The sequence below is a fragment of the Streptomyces sp. NPDC050264 genome (assembly GCF_040655895.1).
Classification (GTDB): Bacteria; Actinomycetota; Actinomycetes; order Streptomycetales; family Streptomycetaceae; genus Streptomyces.
This window is the reverse complement of the sequence record NZ_JBFAKV010000002.1, coordinates 384,398-402,434: the sequence shown is the minus strand read 5'-3', so window position 1 is coordinate 402,434 and position 18,037 is coordinate 384,398. Positions and strand designations below refer to the sequence as shown.

Annotated in this window: 14 protein-coding genes; 7 read left to right on the top strand and 7 right to left on the bottom strand. The window is 70.2% G+C overall.

Annotation, left to right across the window (positions count from 1 at the left end):
- Positions 1–78: 78 nt before the first annotated feature.
- From ddaH to AB0J02_RS04520, 3 genes are all read left to right on the top strand, one after another.
- Positions 79–855, top strand: a complete 777-nt coding sequence (gene ddaH, locus AB0J02_RS04530) for a dimethylargininase (protein ID WP_363192074.1) — start codon at positions 79–81, stop codon at positions 853–855.
- A 96-nt stretch (positions 856–951) separates the two neighbouring features.
- On the top strand, positions 952–1,929 hold the full coding sequence (locus AB0J02_RS04525; protein ID WP_363192073.1) for an acyl-ACP desaturase: 978 nt from the start codon (positions 952–954) through the stop codon (positions 1,927–1,929).
- A gap of 130 nt (positions 1,930–2,059) precedes the next feature.
- On the top strand, positions 2,060–2,716 hold the full coding sequence (locus AB0J02_RS04520) for a TetR/AcrR family transcriptional regulator (RefSeq protein WP_363192072.1): 657 nt from the start codon (positions 2,060–2,062) through the stop codon (positions 2,714–2,716).
- Positions 2,717–2,737: 21 nt separating this feature from the next.
- On the opposite strand, the gene AB0J02_RS04515 is transcribed toward AB0J02_RS04520, so the two are convergent.
- The 3 genes from AB0J02_RS04515 to AB0J02_RS04505 are packed head-to-tail and all read right to left on the bottom strand — an operon-like array spanning position 2,738 to position 5,157.
- Positions 2,738–3,406, bottom strand: a complete 669-nt coding sequence (locus AB0J02_RS04515; protein ID WP_363192071.1) for a response regulator transcription factor — start codon at positions 3,404–3,406, stop codon at positions 2,738–2,740.
- A 9-nt stretch (positions 3,407–3,415) separates the two neighbouring features.
- Positions 3,416–4,627 carry a histidine kinase gene (locus tag AB0J02_RS04510; RefSeq protein WP_363192070.1) on the bottom strand — a complete coding sequence of 404 codons (1,212 nt, stop codon included), beginning with the start codon at positions 4,625–4,627 and terminating at the stop codon, positions 3,416–3,418.
- A 2-nt stretch (positions 4,628–4,629) separates the two neighbouring features.
- A complete protein-coding gene (locus AB0J02_RS04505) occupies positions 4,630–5,157 on the bottom strand; it encodes a hypothetical protein (protein WP_363192069.1) in 528 nt (175 codons plus the stop codon).
- A gap of 146 nt (positions 5,158–5,303) precedes the next feature.
- Between AB0J02_RS04505 and AB0J02_RS04500 the strand changes: the two genes are divergently transcribed.
- Complete coding sequence (locus AB0J02_RS04500; RefSeq protein ID WP_363192068.1) at positions 5,304–7,781, top strand: hypothetical protein; 2,478 nt, start codon at positions 5,304–5,306, stop codon at positions 7,779–7,781.
- Here AB0J02_RS04500 and AB0J02_RS04495 read toward each other — a convergent pair.
- Both AB0J02_RS04495 and AB0J02_RS04490 read right to left on the bottom strand, forming a co-directional pair.
- On the bottom strand, positions 7,768–8,010 hold the full coding sequence (locus AB0J02_RS04495) for a WhiB family transcriptional regulator (RefSeq protein ID WP_363192067.1): 243 nt from the start codon (positions 8,008–8,010) through the stop codon (positions 7,768–7,770). The genes AB0J02_RS04500 and AB0J02_RS04495 overlap by 14 nt on opposite strands.
- A gap of 89 nt (positions 8,011–8,099) precedes the next feature.
- Entirely contained in the window at positions 8,100–8,891 is a 792-nt protein-coding gene (locus AB0J02_RS04490) for a VOC family protein (protein ID WP_363192066.1), read from the bottom strand.
- A 246-nt stretch (positions 8,892–9,137) separates the two neighbouring features.
- Between AB0J02_RS04490 and AB0J02_RS04485 the strand changes: the two genes are divergently transcribed.
- The gene (locus AB0J02_RS04485; RefSeq protein ID WP_363192065.1) at positions 9,138–10,358 is read left to right on the top strand and encodes a glycoside hydrolase family 64 protein; all 1,221 of its coding nucleotides are present in this window, start codon (positions 9,138–9,140) and stop codon (positions 10,356–10,358) included.
- A gap of 21 nt (positions 10,359–10,379) precedes the next feature.
- Here AB0J02_RS04485 and AB0J02_RS04480 read toward each other — a convergent pair whose 3' ends face one another.
- Both AB0J02_RS04480 and AB0J02_RS04475 read right to left on the bottom strand, forming a co-directional pair.
- Entirely contained in the window at positions 10,380–11,972 is a 1,593-nt protein-coding gene (locus AB0J02_RS04480) for a GMC family oxidoreductase N-terminal domain-containing protein (protein ID WP_363192064.1), read from the bottom strand.
- A 112-nt stretch (positions 11,973–12,084) separates the two neighbouring features.
- Positions 12,085–13,029, bottom strand: a complete 945-nt coding sequence (locus AB0J02_RS04475) for a multicopper oxidase domain-containing protein (RefSeq protein ID WP_363192201.1) — start codon at positions 13,027–13,029, stop codon at positions 12,085–12,087.
- 258 nt (positions 13,030–13,287) lie between these two features.
- Here AB0J02_RS04475 and AB0J02_RS04470 point away from each other — a divergent pair, with 258 nt between their 5' ends.
- On the top strand, positions 13,288–15,801 hold the full coding sequence (locus AB0J02_RS04470; protein ID WP_363192063.1) for a ThuA domain-containing protein: 2,514 nt from the start codon (positions 13,288–13,290) through the stop codon (positions 15,799–15,801).
- Between the two features lie 3 nt (positions 15,802–15,804).
- The gene (locus AB0J02_RS04465; protein ID WP_363192062.1) at positions 15,805–18,024 is read left to right on the top strand and encodes a family 16 glycoside hydrolase; all 2,220 of its coding nucleotides are present in this window, start codon (positions 15,805–15,807) and stop codon (positions 18,022–18,024) included.
- The last annotated feature ends 13 nt before the right edge of the window (positions 18,025–18,037 follow it).

Genomic DNA, 18,037 nt, shown 5'->3' with positions numbered 1-18,037 from the left:
CGCCGCACCCCCCGGGCTGTGCATGATGAACGCCGTCGCCCACCACGCACAGCTCAGCACCAGTCATGGAGTACACCCGTGCCCAGCCAGAAGGCCCTCGTCCGCCGCCCCGGACCGCGTGTCGCGGAGGGGCTGGTCACGCATGTGGAGCGCACGCCCGTCGACGCCGGCAAGGCGCTCGCGCAGTGGCAGGAGTACGTCGCCGCGCTGGAGACGCACGGCTGGGAGACGTTTTTGGTGGAACCGGCCGACGGCTGCCCGGACGCGGTGTTCGTCGAGGACGCGGTGGTCGTCTTCCGGAACGTGGCGTTGATCGCGCGGCCGGGCGCCGAGTCCCGGCGCGACGAGACCGCCGGGGTCGAGGAGGCCGTGGCGCGGCTCGGCTGCTCCGTCAACTGGGTGTGGGAGCCCGGCACCCTCGACGGAGGCGACGTACTGAAGGTGGGCGACACCCTCTACGTGGGGCGCGGCGGGCGCACCAACGCGGCGGGGGTACAGCAGTTGCGGGCGGTCTTCGAGCCGCTCGGCGCGCACGTGGTGCCCGTGCCGGTCAGTTCGGTGCTGCACCTGAAGTCCGCGGTGACGGCGCTGCCCGACGGTACGGTCATCGGGCACGCGCCGCTGGTGGACCACGCGTCGGTCTTCCCCCGGTTCCTGCCGGTGCCGGAGGAGGCGGGCGCGCACGTGGTCCTGCTCGGCGGGGACCGGCTGCTCATGGCGGCGAGCGCCCCGAAGTCGGCGGAGCTCTTCGCGGATCTCGGCTACGAGCCCGTACTGGTGGACATTTCGGAATTCGAGAAGCTGGAGGGCTGTGTGACGTGTCTCTCAGTCCGGCTCCGCGGGCTTCAAGCGTGACCCGAGCCTTTATCGAGCGCTTAACCTACGGCAACGTAACCTACGACACCGTAGGTAATACACCGCTCGCTGTACCTCCGTCCCCCAGGAGCCCTCGTGACCGTCATCTCTCCCCGCCTCGGTTCGTCGACCACCTGGACCGACGCGCGCCTTCTGCACGCGCTGGAAGAAGTGGTCGAGCGGGAGCTCAACCGCCACCTAGGGGTCACCAAGGACTGGATGCCGCACGAGTACGTGCCCTGGTCCGACGCCCGTAACTTCCCCGGCTTCTTCGAGGACGGCGAGGCCTGGGACAAGGAGCAGTCCAAGGTCACGGAGATCGGCCGCACCGCCCTGATCGTCAACCTGCTGACCGAGGACAACCTCCCCAGCTACCACCACGAGATCGCGTCGCTCTTCGGCCGCGACGGCGCCTGGGGCACCTGGGTGCACCGCTGGACGGCGGAGGAGGCCCGGCACGGCATCGTCATGCGCGACTACCTCCTGGCGTCGCGCGCGGTCGACCCGGACAAGCTCGAGACGTTCCGCATGGCGCACATGAGCGAGGGCTTCGAGTCGGACAACCGGCACTCGATGCTGCACTCGGTCGCCTACGTCTCCTTCCAGGAGCTGGCCACCCGCATCTCGCACCGCAACACCGGACACCAGTCCGGCGACCCGGTCTGCGACCGCATGCTGGCGCGCATCGCGACCGACGAGAACCTGCACATGGTCTTCTACCGGAACCTCCTGAAGGCCGCGTTCGACATCGCCCCCGATCTGACGATGTGCGCGGTGCGCGATGTCGTCGTCGGCTTCCGCATGCCGGGTCACGGCATCCCCGGCTTCGAGCGGGCCGCGGCGCAGATGGCGATCGGCGAGGTCTACAACATCCGCATCCACCACGACGACGTGATCCAGCCCGTGCTCCGCTTCCTGAAGATCATGGAGATCGGCGGGCTCGGCCCCGAGGGTCTCCGGGCGCAGGAGGAAGTCGGTCTGTTCATGAACGGGCTCGACGCCGAGGCCGCGAAGTTCGACGAGAAGCTGGCCGCCCGCAAGGCCCGGCTCGCCGCACGGGCCGCGAAGGCCTGAGCCTGACGGTGCCGACCGTGCCCGACCCCCGCGCGCCGGCCGCGCGGGGGTCGCAGCGCCGGGCCGGCCGCCGTCGAGAGCCGCAATAACTTTCGTGATAGCTTCTAACGAAAGGGAAGGCGGCAGGCCGATGGCGGAGACGAAGACCCCGCGCGAGCGCTACCGCGCCCAAGTGCGCGCGGAGATCAAGGAACACGCGTGGCGGCAGATCGCCGCGGCGGGGGCGTCCGCGCTCTCCCTCAACGCGATCGCCAAGCAGATGGGCCTGAGCGGCCCCGCGCTCTACCGCTACTTCGCCGGCCGCGACGAGCTGATCACCGAGCTCGTCAGGGACGCGTACGAGAGCCTCGCCGACCGCTTCCGCGAGACCGCGGGGAAGGCGGGGTCCGATGCCGGCGTCGCCGCGCTGGCGCACGCGCTGCGCGGCTGGGCCCTCGACGACCCGCACCGCTACTTTCTCGTCTTCGGCACACCCGTGCCGGGCTACCACGCGCCCGACGACATCACCGCCATCGCGTCCGAGATCATGGGCCGCCTGCTCGACGCCTGCACGGCCGTGACCGGAACAGGCGACGGCCCCCCGGCCCCGTTCGACACGCACATCGAGGCGCACCGGCAGTGGGCGGCAGGCCACCCCGCCCCGCCCGCGGCCCTCCACCGGGCCCTGTCCCTCTGGACGCGGCTGCACGGCGTCCTGTCGCTGGAAGCCGCCGGTCACTTCACCGGGATGGGATTCGACCCCGCGCGGCTCTTCGAAGCGGAACTGGACGACCTGCTGGCACGCTGACGCCGCGCGGCGACCTCGCCCTCAGGCGAGGCCCGCCGAGATGGCGCGGCGCACGGCGTCGGCCCGGTCGCGGATCCCCGCCTTGGCGAACAGGTTGTTGATGTGGGTCTTGACCGTGGCCTCGCTGATGAACAGCTTCTCGGCGATGGCCCGGTTCGGCAGGCCCTGGCCGATGAGAGTGAGCACCTCGCGCTCGCGGGGCGTGATGTCCTCGGGCAACGAACCGCCCGGCGCGGGCGACTTGGTCCGCACCGTGGCGAGCAGCCGGTCCTGCACCTCGCGGTCGAGCACGGACTGCCCGGCGGCGGCCGCCCGGATGGCCCGGACGATGTCCTTGCGCCCGGCGTTCTTCGTCAGATAGCCGCGGGCCCCGGCGCTCAGCGCGGCCAGGATCGAATCGTCGTCGGCGAAGGTGGTCAGCACGACCACGGCCACCTCCGGGTGCTCCTCGCCCAGCCGGCGGGTCGCCTCGATGCCGTCCATGACCGGCATCCGCAGGTCCATCAGCACCACGTCCACCGGCCCGGCGTCCGTCACCGCCGTCAGCACCTCCGTGCCGTCCGCGGCGGCCGCGACCACCTCGATGTCCTCGGACAGGCCGAGCACCGCGGCGAGCGGTTCCCGGACGGCGGCCTGGTCGTCGGCGACGACCACTCTCAACTTCTTCTGCTTCTCGGTCTGTTCACTCATCCTGTTCACTCATCCCGGGATCACTGTCTCCACCTGCCAGCCGCCCTGGTCCGGTCCCTCGACGACCGGACCCGCGGTGATGGTTCCGCCCAGCAAGGCGACGCGTTCGCGCATTCCGATCAGTCCCATGCCGCTGCCGACCCCCGCGGCCACCGCGCGGGTGGCGGGCCCGTTGCGGATGCTCAGCGTGGTCGACGCGGCGGCGAACGCCAGCTCCACGCGGACCTCGCCGCCGGGCGCGTGCCGGGCCGCGTTGGTCAGCGCCTCCTGGGAGATCCGCAGCAGATTCTGGGTCACGCGGGCCGGCACCTCGCGGACGGTCCCGGTGACGGTGAGGGCGTCGCGGTGGCCGGACGATTCGAGCATGGCGGTCAGGCTCTCCAGCAGCGGCAGGGCGTCCTCGCGCAGGGCGTGCACGGTCCACTGGGCCTGCTTCAGGCTCTCCTTGACCATGCTGTGGGCCTTGTCGTTGGCCTCGCGGACCTTGTCCAGGTCGCCGGTGTCGAGCAGTGCGTCGGCCAGTTCCAGCTGCATGTTGATCCCGGCCAGCGAGTGCGCGAGGACGTCGTGCACGTCCCGGGCGATCCGGCTGCGCTCGGTCAGCACGGCGGTGCGGGCCTCGGCCCGGGCGGCCCGCTCGGCGGACTCGGCGACCGAGATCGCCGCCCGGACGGCGCGGTGCCGGCTGCGGTTGGTGATGCCGACCAGCACGGGGGCTCCGGTGACGAGGCCGAGGGCCCAGGGCACCTCGTGGTGGCCGGGGCCGAGACGGAAGTACAGGACGGCGCCGCACAGCAGACTGCAGAAGACGGCGAGGATCACCGCCGGCCTGGTCTCCAGGCGGTAGCCAATGTGCCCGGCGAGGAAGAAGGCGAACAGGTAGCTCGTTCCGCTGCGGCTGACGCCGATCAGCGCGGCCGCGGCGATGATGCCGAGCGTCAGCCAGACCAGGGCGAGCCGCGGGGAGACCTTGGCCTCGGGCAGCCTCCGGGCCAGCAGGGCAAGGCAGTTGACCGCGAAGAGGGCGGCGACCACGAGGCCGCGGCCGCTGGATCCCATGGGCCGGATCGTCACGATCCCGGCGACGATGACCGCGAGGGTGGCCACCCATTGGGCACGGGGGTCGTAACCGGGAAGCGGCCGCGGGGCGGCCCCCTTCGAGGGGGCCGCCCCGGGCGGCTGGTCGGTCTCGGTTGCGGGCACGGCCAGACCATAACGCACGGTCAGAGAGCCCCGCCGAGAACGCTCGCGGTGACCGGCCGCGCTGCCCGCACCAGCCGGCTGCGCAGGAAGATCGTGGCGAGCCGCGTCACGACCTCGGTGAGCGCCATCAGGACGAAGGCCGCGACCCAGGCCTGGTCGCTCGTGATGTGGTGCGTGATGCTGAACCGGCCCACGTCGTCGGCGCCGCCGTGCTCGGTCCACAGCTGGAAGCCCATCCGGGCGCCCATGCCGAGTACCCACAGGATCGCCGAGACCGCTCCTGCCTTGATCAGCAGGTGCTCGCCCGAGGTCCGGATCCGGGTGTAGACACCGCCGGCGACGCCGAGCGCGGCGCCCACGCCCATCAGGGTCCCGATCAGCACCAGGTCGTTGCCCTCGGTGGGGATCGTGTCGAGGTACGAGTAGGCCACGAAGGCCACGATCCCCAGCGGGATCAGGAAGGACCTGAGGTCGAGGCGGCCTTCCCGCAGCTGCCGGAAGACCACGAGGAGGAGAGCGATGTCGGTGATCCACTCGGTCGTTGTCATGCCCTCAAGGCTGCCGGGACAAGGCCTCCGGCACCTGGACCCATAGGTGGAACCCGGGGTGGAGATGCCCCCGGGGCCCGACGGCTCGACGCTCCCCTAGCCGCGCCGTCGCAACGGTGCCACGGTGCGACCAGGGGGTGAACTCCATGGCGCAGAAGCACGAGTGGATGTTCTACGAGGTCATGTGGCGCAGCTGGGCCGGGCGCGCCCAGGTGCCGTATCCGGTGCCGTGGTGGGCGCAGCAGGCGTTCCGGCGGTGGAGCGAGGACTTCGACGCCGGGACGTACGACTCCAAGGAGGCGGCGTTCGCCTCGAACGCGCTGTACCGGTACTGGAGCATGGTCGGGGTCAAGGACCACCGGCAGGAGTCCCTGGTGGGGCAGGCCGGCGAGATCGAGCCGGTGTACGACAAGTACTGCCTGTCGTTCTTCCTGTTCGACCAGGCGACCGGCGCGCTGCACCTTCCGCAGCTGACGGACGGCGGGACGGTGGAGCAGCGGATGGAGGCGCCGTATCTGCCCGTGGTGCTGACGACGTTCCGGACCGCGGGCGGGGTCGAGTTCGTGCAGCGGACCTTCGCGGCGCCGGTCGGGGCGCGGCGGCGGGACGTCGTCGTGACGCGGCTGACCGTGGGCTCGCCGACGGGACAGCCCCGGGAGGGGCTGCTGTGCGCGGCGGTGCTGCCGGCCGGGCCGAGCGGCTTCCAGCGGCACGACCGCAACGGGAGGGAGGTCACCGACCGGCGGCTGACGTTCCTGCGGTATCTGCCCGACGAACGGCGGGTGGAGACGAACAGCGGCTGGGGGCCGGTCTTCGACACGGCTCCCGAGCAGTTCGGGGTGTACGGCAACGCGGACTTCAGCACGGATCCCGACGCGTACGTGCGCCACAGTCCGTTCCGCGACCTGGTGATGGGCGGCAAGCTGAGCGGGGCCGCCGAGGCGCAGGACCAGGTGGCGGGGTTGTGCAGCGCCGTGTTCGCGTGGCCGTACCGGGTGGTGGAGAACGAGGTGATGGAGGTCGACGTACGGCTGCCCGTCGATCTGTACAACGGGTCCGAGGACCTGGCCGAGCTGCGTGCGACCCCGGCCGACGTGCTGGAGGGCGCCAACCGGGACTTCTGGACGGAGAAGCTGCTGCGGCAGGGCGTGCAGCCCGAACTGCCGCGCCCGGTGGCCCACTTGGCGGACTTGTTCCGGCAGGCGCGGTCCGAGCTGCTCATCCTGTCCGACCTCGGGGAGATCCATCCCGGTCCGACGGTGTACGACTCGTTCTGGATCCGGGACTCGTCGGTGGAGGCGACGGCGTGCTCGCTGGTCGGCGATTCCGCTCTGGCCGAGCACCAGTTGGGGACGCACTACCCGCTGAGGTTCAGCCGGGGCGGCGGGCGGATCGGCCCGTGCGCCGAGTACGGGTTCTACGGCGGGCCGCACGAGAAGGACGACCGGGAGTGGGACAGCAACGGGCAGGCTCTCTGGGCGATCGGGCGGTTCGACCGGACCTCCGGGCGGCTCTCGGCGTTCGGCGCCAAGCTCTACAACCCGTTCGTGCTGGACGGCGCGCGGTGGCTGCGCGACAACCGGGACGGGTTCGGGCTGCTGCACAGCGGGTGGAGCGCCGAGCACCTCGGCGAGCGGGACAAGCCGCACTACTGGGACGACCTGTGGGGCCTCGCCGGTCTCTACGAGAGCGCGCGGCTCGCGGAGCGGATCGGTGCACCCGAGGTGCCTGAACTGTGGGGCGCCTTCGACGACTTGAAGGCCGCGACCGTCGCTTCGATGCGCTGGGTCCTCGCCGAGCAGCGGCGCCGCGGGGCCTGGGAGACGTACCTGCCGACGGGGCCCGGCGACGTGGGCCGGCTCGATTCGACGGTGATCGGCGCGGCGGCGTACTTCCATCCGCTGCGGCTGCACATGGGCAGCAAGCTCGGCGACGACATCGACCGGGCCGCCCGTTTCACGCTCGACACGATGTACGCGCACTTCGTCACCGGCGGATACCGGCACGAGGCGGCGTGGAACGCCTACGGGCCCTATCTGACGATGCAGTTGGCGCACGCCTACCTGCTGGCCGGGGACCCGGAGCGGGCCGACGCGCTGCTCGGCTGGGCGGTGGCGACGGCGTTCCCGCGCACGCGGGACCGGGCGGTGGCGCTGGGCGCGTGGAACGAGCAGCACGCCTTCCCCATCGCGTCGGAGTTCCGTGAAGTACCGGACCGGCACTGGTACATGGGCGACATGCCGCACGGCTGGGCGGCCGCCGAGTATCTGCTGCTCGTCCGCGACATCCTGTTCTTCGAGGCGGACGAGGACCGGGACCCGCATCTGTACATCGCCCCGGGAGTGCGGCCGCACTGGGTGCCGGACGCGCAACCCGTGGCGGTCGAGGACGCGCCGACCCTGTTCGGTGAGCCCTTCGGGTACCGGCTCACGCACGACGCGGGAGCGCGCCGGGTGACCGTACGGATCGGGGCCGCGCCGGACGGGGTGCGGTTCGTCTACCCGTGCCGCTTCGGGCCGCTGCGCTCCGCCGTCGCCGACGGGCGGGACCTGGACGTGTCCGGCTTCGGCAACGACGTCCATGTGCCCGCTGGGACACGGGAGTTCACGGTCACGTACGCCTGAGCTGGTGGCGCTCCTTCTCGGAGAGGCCGCCCCAGACGCCGAACCGCTCGTCGTGGGTCAGGGCGTACTCCAGGCAGGCGGGGCGGATCTCGCACATCCGGCAGATCAGCTTCGCCTCGCGGACGGAGCTGCCCGGCTCGGGGAAGAAGAAGTCGCCGCCGGTCTGGGCGCACAGAGCCTGGTCCTGCCAGGTGGGTCCGGCGGGCGTGAGGGGCGTGTTCGCGTGCATGGCGACGAGAATGCCGCCCGGCGAAAAACGATTGATCAATGAACGGTCAACGCGGCTCACCGGGCGGCTCACGCTCGCCTCTCACACGGCTACCGCTGCTCCGGGTCGCCGTTGATCACCGCGAACCCGGCCCCGTAGGGGTCCGCGAGCTTCGCGATCCGGCCCACCCCGGGGATGCTGACCGGCGCGGAGTGCACGGTACCGGCGAGCTTCTGCGCCGTGTCGGCCGCGGCGTCCACGTCCGGCACGTGGATGTACGGCGTCCAGTGCGCGCCCGCCCGCGCCTCGACCGGGTCGATGTCCAGCGGGACGATACCCGCGAACATCCCGTTCTCGTCCGTGCCCGCCGGGTTGACCGTCGTATACGAGCCACCGGGGAACTCCACGTCGAACGAGCCCCAGCCCAGAACCGAGCCGTAGAAGTCCTTCGCGGCGCTCACGTCGGGGGTGTACAGCTCCACCCAGTTCAACCCGCCGTCCTGCGTCACGTGGCCGAAACCCTTGTGCAGTCCAGGCTGCCAGATGCCGAACGCCGCACCCGCCGGGTCGGCCACGATCGCCATCCGGCCCTGGTCGAGGACGTCCATCGGCTGCAGGAACACGGTGCCGCCGGCCTGCTCGACGGCCTTCACCGTGGCGTCCGCGTCCGTGCTCCGGAAATACACCGTCCAGGCCGGGGTGCCCTGCTCGGCGGAGACGGTCATGCCGCCCGCCACCGTCTTGCCGTCGACCCGGAACATCCCGTATCCACCGGTCTCGGCTCCCCCGGCCTGGAACTGCCAGCCGAAGACGCCCCGGTAGAACGAGATCGCACCGTCCAGGTCAGGGGTGCCGAGGTCCAGCCAGTTCGGCGCGCCGTTCACGAAATCCGTGGTGATCATGGTCGTGCCCTCCTCGTCGAGGGTTTTCTCTTCCTGGACCTCCGAGTCTTCCACCGCCCACTGACAACCGCCGTCGCACCGCGCTGACCAGGCAAGGTACGGACCAATGGGCGCCATGACCCTTGTGTTCAACATTTGAACGTAAACAAAATCTGGGAGCGCTCCCCGTCGTAAGTCTTGACGACCTCAGCCCCTCTCGCCACAGTGGGGCTCCCCACACACCCCCCACACTTCAGGAGTGCGATCGTGATATCGCGCAGGATGTTCCTCGCCGGCGCCGGGGCGACCGTCGCAACTGCCGCCGCCTCACTGTCCGTTCCCGCCTGGACGGCGGGCGCCGCGCCCGCCACCTGTGAACTGGCCCTGCAGAACAAGTCCTTGCCCGGCACCGTACGCGCGTACGTCACCGGCCACGAGCAGTCCTCCGGCAACTGGGTACTGCTGCGCGCCGACGGCAGCGTCTACCGCCCCGAGTCTCCGAGCGCCCCGCAGACGCCGCTGCCCGTGGACTGCGCGATCCCGCTGGGTGCGGCCGGCTCCGCGCCGAAGGTGGTGACGCTGCCTCAGATGTACGGCGCCCGCGTCTACTTCGTCCGCGACGACACACTGGACTTCTTCCTCAACCCCGGCCCCGGCCTCGTCGAGCCGGCCTTCGCGACGCCGACCGACGCGAACTACGACAAGACCTGGTCGTTCGCCGAGTTCACCTTCAACTCCGACCAGCTGTACGCCAACATCAGCTACGTCGACCTGGTGACGGCCCTGCCGATCGGGCTGACCCTGGAGGGCGACGCCACCCACACCGTCGCACCGCTGCCGGACGGCGCCGTCGACAAGATCGCCGCGGATCTCGCCGCGCAGGCCGCCAAGGACGGGCAGCCCTGGGACAAGCTCGTGATCAAGGGCGGGGACGGAAAGGTGCTGCGGGTCATCTCGCCGCAGAACCTGATGGCGCCCTACTTCGACCGGCCCGACGAGATGCCGTTCCGCGACGCGTGGAACGGCTACGTCGACCAGGTCTGGGAGAAGTACCGCTCGACCGACCTGAAGATCGATCTGCAGGGCGGCCGCGGCGTGTTCACCGGCCGGGTCAGCGGCGACACGCTCACCTTCAACGGCGGGCACACCTTCACCAAGCCGTCCGCGAAGGACATCTTCACCTGCAACTACGGGCCCTTCACGAACAACCCGGCCGACTCCGACGACAAGAAGGGCCTCCTCGCCCGCCTCGCCGCCGGATTCAACCGCAGCATCATGCTCACCCACCCCGAGCAGCCGAACGGCGCCGGTTCCGGCGACTACTACCAGGACGCCACGACGAACCACTGGTCCCGGATCGTGCACGCCAACTCCCCCATCGGGTACGCGTTCCCGTACGACGACGTGCGCCCGGACGGCCAGGCCGACGTGTCGGGCGCGGCCAACGACGGCAACCCGCGCCGCTTCACGGTGAGCGTGGGTTCCTGACCGTCTCCGCTGTGCCGTAGGTCATGTGCGGGCGTCCTCGCGGATGAGTTCCACGGCCTTCTCCGCGAGGGCGACCGTCGGCGCGTGCGTGTGGCCGCGGGTGATGTGCGGCATGACGGAGGCGTCGACGACGCGCAGCGCCCCGGTGCCGCGGACCCGTAGCCGCTCGTCGGTGACGGAGCCCTCGTCGGCGCCCATCCGGCAGGTGCCGACGGGGTGGTAGAGCGTCTCGGCGCCGGCCCGGATCGAGCGCGCCAGCGTCTCGTCGTCGACGACACCCGGGTATCCGGCCATGGGCGCCGAGTGCAGCGGTCGCAGCGCCGCGCCGGCGAGCAGCTCCTCGGCCTTGCGCACGCCCGCGACGAGCGTCCGCAGGTCCTCCTCGTCGGTCAGATAGCCCGGGTCGATCCGCGGGCGGGCGCCGGCGCCCGGCCCGGTCGGCGTGATGCGGCCCGAGCTGCGCGGCTGGAGGAGGATCACGCCGAGGGTGATGCCGTGTTCGGTCGGCGGGGTCAGTCCGTGGTTCACGAACGGCACGGGCGCGTACACCAACTCGACATCGGGAGCGCCCAGTTCGGGCCGCGTCTTGATGAAGGCGACAGCCTCGCCGACGTTCGAGGTGAGCGGCCCGCGTCCGCCGAGCAGGAAGCGGGCGATGTTGGCCGGGGTGTCCGCGCCGGTGAGGGTGACGGGGCGCGGGCAGCGGACGGTGACGGCGTAGGAGAGGTGGTCCCGGAGGTGACGGCCCACGTCGGGCGAGGCGACGAGGGGGTCGATGCCGGCGGCCGCGAGGGTCTCCGGGTCGCCGATGCCGGCCTGCTGCAACAGCTGCGGCGAGCCGATGGCGCCCGCGGCGAGGATCACCTCTCGGGTGGCGCGCAGCGTCCCGGCCGCCACGCCGTCGGCGACGACGCCAGCGGCGCGGGTGCCGTCGAAGTCGAGGCGGGTCACGCGGGCGTCGGTGTAGACGTCGAGGTTGGGGCGGCGCGCGGCGGGCCCGAGGTAACCGTGGGCGGCGCTCCAGCGGCGGCCGCGGTACTGGTTGACCGGGGTGAGGGCGAAGCCGGTGTGGTCGGCCTGGTTCAACTCGCCCAGCTCACGCAGTCCTTGGGCACGGCAGGCGTCCAGAAAGGCGGAGGTGGTGGGGTTCGGCCGGCGCTGCGGCGAGATGTGCAGCGGCCCGAGCGTGCCGTACACCGACTTCTCGGGCCGCGGGCCTCCCCATTTCTCCGCGCGCTGGAAGTACCGCACGAACTGGTCGTACGCCCACTCGGGCCCGGCGGCCTCGCCCCACGCGTCGTAGTCGTCGCGGTGACCGCGCACCCACATCATGGCGTTGAGCGACGACGACCCGCCCAGCATGTGGCCGCGCGGCCAGTACAACTCCCGTCCGTCGAGGGCGTCTTGCTTCGCGGTGGCGTAGTTCCAGTCGTACGGCGTCTTGAACAGCTTCGGGAACGCGGCCGGTATCCGGATCTCCGGCTTGCGGTCGCGCGGCCCCGACTCGACGAGCGCGACCCGCACCGCCGGATCCTCGCTCAGCCGCCCGGCCAGCACACATCCGGCGGACCCGGCCCCGACGATGACGTAGTCGTACGTACGGTCCTTGCTCAACTCGGCTCCCTCGACGGCTTGTTGGCGCGTGCAGGTGCTACAGGTGCCACAGGTGTTACCGATGGTTTACACCCGGGGCGGGGACCTGCGCACCCATGCGCCGACCGTCGGGTCAGTGATGCGGCGCGTCATACGGCGGAATCGAGCCATCCGCCTTCTTCACCAGGAACAGCCCCGCCATCCCCATGTCCGAGTGGCTCTGCACATGGCAGTGGTACATCCACGCGCCGGCCCCGACGCCCTCCCCCGCGATGATCTGGAACCCGAACGAGTCCGCCGGGCCGCAGATCTTGTTGTCGAGGACCTGGGTGGGGTCGTCGGGGCCCGTGAGCAGGCCCGTGCGGTTGTCCGCCCAGCGGTGACCGTGCAGGTGGAACGTGTGGTAGTACTCGCCGTGCGTGATCATGATGATCTCCACGCGATCGCCCACCGTGGCCTCGAAGTTGGGGGCTTCGTGGGCGGCCTTGTTGTTGATCGTCATGTCGTTGAAGACGATCGTGAACGTCTTGCCGGGGTCGGGCAGGACGTCGCCCTTGCGGCGCACGATCACCGGACCGTAGAGACCCTTCCTGATTCCGCCCGTACCGTGGTCCGTGCCCACGACGTGGTCGTGGTAGTGCCAGTAGCCCGCGGTGCCCGCGCGCCAGGTGCCGTCCTTGCGGCGGCCGGGCGCGTGGGTGCGCCAGGTGTAGGTGCGGGTACCGCCGGGTTCGACGTGGCTGCGGTTCATCCGCGTGCCGTCGCTGGAGATCTCGTAGTCCATGCCGTGCACGTGCAGGCTCGCGTCCACGTCCGTGAGGTTGTGGAACTCGATGTGCGCCGTGTCGCCCTCGTTGAGCTCGATGAGCGGGCCGGGTATCGACGCCTTGCCCTTCTCGAAGCCGTAGCCGAGCTGGCCGTCGGCGAGCTTCTCCGCGTACAGGGTGAGGCGTCGGACCTCGCCGCCCGCCGGAGCGGTGCGCGGCGGGGTGTCGGCACCGACCGCCTCGGGGGCCGAGGCGGCGATCGACAACGATGTCACCCCGGCCGTGGCCGCCACGGCGCCGCCGATGAGCATGCGCCGGCTCAGCGCGCGTCTGTCCTGCTCGGTCGCGCGGTTCGGTTCGTCACGCGGTCCACCGTGTTCCGTCGTCACAGCCAACTCCCCACCCTCGTACGGGCCTTCACGTCGCGCTGAGCACGGTAGCCAGGTGATCTTCGTTTATCCACACTCAGGACAAAGTTTGTGGAATCCCGGTCATACCTATTGGCGGAACACGCAAAGAGGTCTAGCTTTCACCGCGTTTGCTGTGTCCGACGAGGGGTGGGTGAACACATGCGGCGGTTTCCGCATCAAGAGCCGTTGCCCGTACGAGAGTTCAGAGCGAGCAGGAGGAGACGCGGTCGCCTTCTGGCGGTCGGTGTCGCCACCGGAGCGGTGGCCGCCGGGCTGCTGAGCGGCCCGGCCGCCAGCGCGTACCCGGATCCGGGCCCGTCCGTGACAACGATGTCCGTGAAGTCGCCACCCGGCGGCGCCTCGCCACGGGTCCTGGTGTTCTACGGGTCCGCGGCCGGCGGCGACGAGTCGCCCACGGTGAACGCGGGCATCGAGGCGATCGAGAAGATCGGCCTGTCCGGGCCCGCCGGGCAGCGTTTCACGATCACGGCGACCGACGACGCCTCCTTCTTCACGAACGCCACGAAGCTGGGGCGCTTCAACTCCGTCGTGTTCCTGACCGGCGGGGGCGACATCCTCGACCCCGATCAGGAAGCGGGCCTGGAGGCGTACATGGAGGCGGGCGGCGGTTTCGTCGGCATCCATGACGCGGCGCGCGCCGAACCGTACTCGGACTGGTTCACCGGCCTGATCGGGGCCAGGCCCGCCGCGGGTTCGCCCACTGCCGTGCAGCGCGCGACCGTCGAGGTCGGCGACCGGCAGAACCCGGCGACGAAGGACCTGCCGCTGCAGTGGAAGCGGCCGGACCAGTGGCTGAACTGGGCGAAGAACCCGTCGGGCGACGTGCACACGGTCGCCCGGGTCAACGAGTCCACGTACAAGCCGGGCGAGAGCGCGAACGGCGCGGACCACCCGGTGTCCTGGTGCCGTGACTACGACGGCGGCCGGTCCTTCTACACCGGTATGGGCGGGACCGTCGCGTCGTTCGACGAGGCGGACTTCCGCGGCCATCTGCGCGGCGCCCTGCTGTGGACCTCGCGGATCGTGCGCGCCGACTGCAAGGCGGCGATCGACTCCCACTACAAGGCGGAGCGCCTGACGCAGCCGAACCAGGCGGGCCAGAACGACCAGATCGGGGAGCCGCACGGCCTCGTCACCGCTCCCGACGGGCGGGTGTTGTACATCGGCCGGGGCGGCGCGGACTCGTCGCAGCCGGTGGTCACCGACTGGAACGACCCCGACGTCGGCAAGGGCATCGGGCAGATCCACGTCTACGACCCGACGACGAAGAAGGTCACGCTCGCAGGGGCGTTGACCGTCTTCGGCAACAAGGGCGGCGGCGACGAACTGGTCAAGGTCGAGGAGGGTCTGCTCGGCATCGAGCTGGACCCGAGGTTCGAGCAGAACGGCTATGTGTACCTGCACTACACGCCGCACTCGCGGCTCGACCGGGACAAGCAGCTCGCCGAGCGGCGCGTCTCGCGGTTCACGCTCGACCTGAACACGAACAAGCTGGATCTGAGCAGTGAGAAGGTTCTGCTCAAGTGGCCCGTGCAGGTGCACAGTTGCTGCCACGCGGGCGGCGGGATGGCCTGGGACTCCAAGGGGAACCTGTACATCGCGACCGGCGACAACAACTCCTCGCAGTTCAGCGACGGCTACTCGGGCAACAACCCGCAGCCCAACTACAAGGGTGTCTCGTTCGCCGACGCGCGCCGCACCGCGGGCAACACGAACAACCTGAACGGCAAGATCCTGCGCATCCACCCGGAGTCCGACGGGACGTACACCCTGCCGGAGGGGAACCTCTTCACCGGCAAGGAGACCGCCGAAGGCGGCGGGAAGACCCGCGGCGAGATCTACGTGATGGGCGTCCGCAACCCGGCGCGCATCTCGGTCGACAAGCAGACCGACACCCTGTACGCGGGGTGGGTCGGCCCGGACGCCGGCGAACCGTCGACGACCTGGGGTCCTGCCAAGTACGACCAGTTCGCCGTCATCACCAAGGCGAGCAACCGCGGCTGGCCCTACTGCATGGGCAACAAGCAGCCCTACCGTGACCGCAATCTGCCGGACCCGACGAAGCCGCTGGGCTGGTACGACTGCGACCACCCGAAGAACGAGTCGCCGAACAACGACGGTCTCGTCAATCTGCCGCCGGTCACCGGGAACAACATCTGGTACTCGCCGCAGGGCGGCGCCCCGGACTACCCGCGCGACGCCAACGGCGTGCCCTCGTACAAGCAGTCCGAGGCGAAGTACCTGCTTCCGTGGCTCAAGGGCGGCGGGCAGGCCGCGATGGACGGACCCGTCTACCGCTACGACGCGTCGGTCCCGAACGCCGACAAGTGGCCGAGCTACTGGGACGGCAAGTGGTTCGTCGGTGACTTCTACGACTCCGACCAGCCGCGCAACGCGGTCCTCACCGACCCGAAGACGCACGGCGACGGATCGATCCCGGTCCACTCCGAGTCGTTGAAGAAGATCATTCCGATCGGCAACGACGGCATCAAGAACCTCATGGACTGGAAGTTCGGTCCCGACGGTGCTCTGTACGTCCTCGACTACGGGCGTGGCTTCTTCACCTCCGACTCCAAGTCGGCGCTGTGGAAGGTCACTTACACCGGCGGCGAGGCGACTCCGGCGGCCGATCAGCTGGCCGGGAAGGGCTGACCCATGCGACCAATCCTGCAACCTCTGCGCAGACACCGCCTGTTGACCGCGGTGCTCGCCACCGTGCTGATGTGTCTCGGGCTCGGCGCGCTGCCCGCCGCCACGGCGGCGCCCGCGCCGGGTGCGGCGGCCGACCAGGTGCTGACCTGGACGGCCGGCGACGACATCACGAAGTACGCGTCGGCGCCGACGACGGCGGTGGCCGGCAAGGCGACGATCGTCTTCGAGAACAGCACGGCGACCGGCAACACGATGGGCATGCCGCACACGTTGACGTTCGACGTGTCGGACCCCGAGTACAACAACGACGTACCGCTCAACATCATGGCGAACCCCAACGACGACCAGGGCGGCAAGCACACCGCCGAGGTCACCCTCTCCCCCGGGCGCTACCGCTACCACTGCACGATTCCGGGCCACCTCAGCATGCAGGGGGTCCTGGTCGTGACGGACGGCGGCGGCGGTGAGGACACGACCGCGCCGGAGACCTCGGCGAAGGCCGAGGGGCAGACCAACGCCGACGGCGCGTTCGTCGGGTCCGCCTCCGTCTCGGTCACCGCGACCGACGCGGGCTCGGGCGTCGACAAGACCGAGTACGCCCTCGACGGCGGCGCGTACACGCCCTACACGGCGGCCGTGGTCGTCGACCAGGTCGGCACGCACACCCTGAAGTACAAGGCGACGGACAAGGCGGGCAACGCGGCCGCCGAGAAGTCCCTCGACTTCACGGTGGTCGCGCCGCCGACCGACGACACGACGGCGCCGGAGACCTCGGCGACGGTGACCGGCGACAAGGACGACACCGGCGCGTACGTCGGCATGGCCACGGTGACGGTCTCCGCCTCGGACACCGGTTCCGGGGTCAACACGGTGGAGTACGCGCTCGGCGCCGACGGTGCCTGGCAGCCGTACACGGCGCCGGTGATGGTCCACGACCCGGGCGCCTACAAGGTGCGTTACCGGGCCGCGGACAAGGCGGGCAACGCCGCGGCCGAGAAGTCGGTCGACTTCTCGGTGGTGGCTCCGCCGGTCAAGGACACGACGCCGCCGTCGGTGTCGCTCGCGGTCGCCGGGGACAAGAACTCCGACGGCGCGTACATCAACAACGCGAAGCTCACCGTGACGGCGACGGACGAGGAGTCGGGCGTCGACCGAATCGAGTACTCGCTCGACGGCGGTCCGTATCTCGCCTACACCGCACCGGTGTCGGTGGACCGCGTCGGCGCGCACTCGGTGGCGTACCGGGCGAGCGACAAGGCGGGCAATGCCGCCGCGGCGCAGACGTTCGTGTTCGCGGTCGCCTCGGGCGGCGGCGTCCCGGCGCCCAACTGCCCCGAGCTGGACGAGCGCACGACGGTGTTCGTGGGCACGACGGACACGGGCATCCCGAACCGGGTCACCAACAACCGGTGCCGCATAGGCGAGTTGATCGAGGACGAGAAGGACTGGACGTCGCACGCCCTCTTCGTCAAGCACGTGAAGACGGTCACCGACAAGCTCCTCAAGGAAGGCGTCGTCGACCAGCGCGAGTACAACAAGATCAACAAGGCGGCGAAGCAGTCCGCGATCGGCACGCCGGGCCAGACCGACGGCTACACGAAGATCCTGGACGGCACGCAGGAGCAGTTCGCCAAGTGGGAGCAGGTCGGCGGCGGCAAGTTCGCGCTGAACGCCGACGGGTCGATCACCAGCAGCACGTCGGTGGACGGCATGGGCATGCTCTGGTTCCCGCAGCGCAAGTACGGCGACTTCTCGCTGAAGCTTCAGTGGCGCGACGACGCCCCGGGCACGGGCAACGCCAACGGCGGTGTCTTCGTGCGCTTCCCGTGGGTGCACAACCACCCCGAGGAGCCGAACCCGGAGTGGGTCGCCATCAAGTACGGGCATGAGATCCAGGCCCTCGACCGCCCCGACGGGGACATGTACAAGACCGGTTCGGTCTACGGCTTCGACCGGGTCGGCCTCGCGGGCGCGGGCGTCACCCAGAAGGGCACGTGGAACGATTACGAGGTCAAGGTGGTGGACCAGCACTTCTCGATCTACCGCAACGGTGTGCTGATCAACGAGTTCGACAACACCGGTGGCCAGGTCTTCGAGCCGCCGCGGTCGGACGACCCGGGCACGGACGGCCGGCGCTACTCCTCCGGCTACATCGGGCTCCAGGTGCACAGCACGTCGGATGTCATCTCGTACCGGGACGTCCGCGTGAAGGAACTCCCGTAGTACGTAGGTGAAT